Annotated in this window: 1 protein-coding gene and 1 pseudogene; both read right to left on the bottom strand. The window is 32.9% G+C overall.

What is annotated here, in order from left to right:
• Positions 1-1652: 1652 nt before the first annotated feature.
• A pseudogene (locus AFK68_RS05205) lies at positions 1653-2496 on the bottom strand (ArnT family glycosyltransferase); the annotation flags it as partial.
• 611 nt (positions 2497-3107) lie between these two features.
• A complete protein-coding gene (locus tag AFK68_RS05210; protein ID WP_094671869.1) occupies positions 3108-3287 on the bottom strand; it encodes a hypothetical protein in 180 nt (59 codons plus the stop codon).
• Positions 3288-3364: the final 77 nt, after the last annotated feature.

Raw genomic sequence — 3364 nt, forward strand, 5'->3', positions numbered from 1 at the left:
GGGAAGTTGACCGGAACGAATAGTAAGGGCGATAAAAAGACTTTTCAGGGGATATGCCCCTTTGGCAAATTAAAGATATGTGTACGACCTACGACCTAAATAAAGTATTGCAGCCATTTATTCTGACTTCTGATTCCTGTTTCCTGAGTGCTTCATAAAAAGACTTTTCGAACTTTACCTAATTGATAAGCACCACGACTATCTAAATATTGATATTGCCACGGTTCTAATCCTGCATGAATAAACTTTTTTGGATAACCAATTATCACAACATTACCAGAAGAATCTTTTTGCACAATTTCCTCTAGATATTCTCTAGCATTTGTAGCGCGTCGGAAAAATTCTACTTGTTGCCTAGTGTAAAAAACTAAACTAGGTTTTTCAAAGGCAATCATAATTATTTCTTCTCCTGGTTGTCTAACTTCAACAATAGTTTCAGCTAATTGCCGTAAGGGTAATTGACGTTCTTGATCTACTAAAAACATCATCGGATTAATAGTAAAAATTAAACAAGCTACTAATCCAATAAAATTAGCACTCCAAATCCAAGAAGTTTGTTTTTTTCTCCAAAGAATTCCAATAGCTATTGCTGTAGCAATAAAAATTAATCCGCCACGAATTAATAAACCAGATTTTCTAATTATCTCTGGGAAATATGGCATTGCTGGGTCTCTATCTAGCCAGTTAAAACTGTAGATAATTCCTAGAGCTAAAATTAGCAAAAAAATTATATTGGCAATAACTGAGAAAGATAAAAATTGCAGTTTTGATTCAGCAGTATTTCTCTCTGATTTGGGAACAGGTTCAACAGAATTATCAAAATAATTAGGTCTAAAACCCTGCCTTTTAAAGGGAAATGTTTTTGGATAATTGCTCAAATCCTCATTACAAAAATCACTTCTGACGTCCACTCCTGGGAGGGGTGAGGGGTGGGTTGACTTCTCACTTCTGACTTCGTTAACCGTGGGGTTGATAGATGATTGAGTAGAATTATTTTCAGATTTATTAGTCTGACTAGATAGAGAATCTCCATTAATAATAATATCACTCCAAAACAGTCCTACTAATATTGCTGCTGCGGGCATTAATGGTAAGACATAACTAGGTAGTTTAGTGGCAGAAATGGAGAAGAAAATAAAGATACAAATAAACCAGAAAAAGGCAAATAAACCTAACTGTTCAGTTCTAGGTTGACTACGCCAATAACTGCGTTGCCAAAACTTAGTTTTAGCGATCGCTACTGGTAGATAAATAGACCAAGGGGCAAAACCAATTAATACGACTAAAAAGTAAAAGTACCAGGGCGCTTGATGGTGATTAACAACTCTGGTAAAACGTTCAAAATTGTGATAACCAAAAAAACTATCAATATATTCTTTCCCATTTACTAAAGTAACTAGAAAATACCAAGGGAATGTAATAGTAAAAAAAATTAAAATGCCACGCCGAATATTTATTTCTTGCCAGATTTGAAAAAAATTACCTACATATAATAGAAAGGAACCAATAATCATTCCCGGTAAAACAATTCCAATCGGACCTTTGGCGAGAACTGCTAAAGATATTAGTAGATAAAAAGCTAAATACCACTTGTTAAATAGGGGAAGTTTTGTAGTTTGTGATGATTGATTTTCATTTGACGCAGATGAAANGCCGAATATTTATTTCTTGCCAGATTTGAAAAAAATTACCTACATATAATAGAAAGGAACCAATAATCATTCCCGGTAAAACAATTCCAATCGGACCTTTGGCGAGAACTGCTAAAGATATTAGTAGATAAAAAGCTAAATACCACTTGTTAAATAGGGGAAGTTTTGTAGTTTGTGATGATTGATTTTCATTTGACGCAGATGAAACTTTTTGTCCGGTCGTTTTACTGTTTTTTTGCTGAGGAATATGACTATTTTCTGTTTTTGAAGAATATCCCATAAAAAAGGCAAATAGTGCCGAACCCATACAGCCAGTTAATAACATATCAGAAACTCCAATGCGTCCCCAAGCAATAGTTTCTGGATTTAAAGCTATCATCGCAGCACCAATCCATGCTATTAATAATCTCACCATTAAAAACTTATTTTTAGGGGTATATATTTCAGAATTCAGGTAATAATAACCATATCTGTAGAGTATGTAAAAACCAAAACACATTAAAGCAGTTGCAGATATTGCTGAAGGCAGGCGGACAGACCATTCATTAATACCAAAAAGATGATAAGCTATCGCCATTAACCAATAAATTAAAGGTGGTTTATCAAAGCGAGTTTCTCCATTAAAATAAGGTGTAATCCAATCTCCAGTTTCTACCATCTGACGAGCAGCTTCGGCAAAAAGTGGCTCTGTTTCATCAATTAAACCAATATTACCAAGGTTACAAAAGAAAGATAACCAAGCAAGTAGCAATAGCCATAAAATAGAAAGTGCTAATGTTAAAATTTGACTTTTTGGTTGCACTCTAAACAAATTGATAATTTCTAATTTTTGTATTAGTTTCATTCAGATAAGTTATCCCTGTAATTATTAAAGTTTAAACCCTAATTTAGCTGGAAATTAGCAGCTAATTAATTGATAATGGATAATAAATAATTGAATTAATAGATAAGAGACTGTTTTTCAAATAATTATTAAGAGAGCACGCGAAGTGACTAAAATATAAAAGCGGTAATGCTTCAAGGGATTGAAAGAAGGTAGATAGAGAAGTATTCAGTACATATATTNTGACTAAAATATAAAAGCGGTAATGCTTCAAGGGATTGAAAGAAGGTAGATAGAGAAGTATTCAGTACATATATTTCTAGATTTAATAGCGGCAATATTTGCCCTTGTATTTCTTCGGACCTATTCCCAGTTAAGTGTTCCCTATCTCCTTTTTATATTTCCTGATACATTCAATCTCTAATAATTGATTAATGAAAACCTATACCATAAGTTAAATGCTTATTCAAGCACACAAAAGCAATTCTTATATTCTTTGATTATCAATTATCCATTATACTGAGTAGCTATTAAATTGCTAAAAATTACCCGAAATATATCAATAATAATTTCTTCAGTTAAGACAAGACTTAGTAATTATAATCTAGCTGATAACGTAGTTCCTCATTTTTTTATGGTCTTAAAATTAATTGCCATTCTAATGTTTCTGTATTCCAAAAAGGAAAGGTTGTTTCTCCCACAACATAAGGCCCCCAATATAAACGAGAGCCATCTTGAGCAAAGACAACTAAAATATCTCCTGGTTTCAAGGTTAATTTTGCTTCTGGTAAAGAGAGTATTAACCGTTCCAATAAATCTGGACATATCTACCAATAAGTAGTCATATCTAGACAAATTCATTCTTAGTCCATAATTTCAGAACTAAAGG

Origin of the sequence: Hydrocoleum sp. CS-953 (assembly GCF_002260545.1) — a bacterium.
GTDB lineage: Bacteria > Cyanobacteriota > Cyanobacteriia > Cyanobacteriales > Microcoleaceae > Trichodesmium.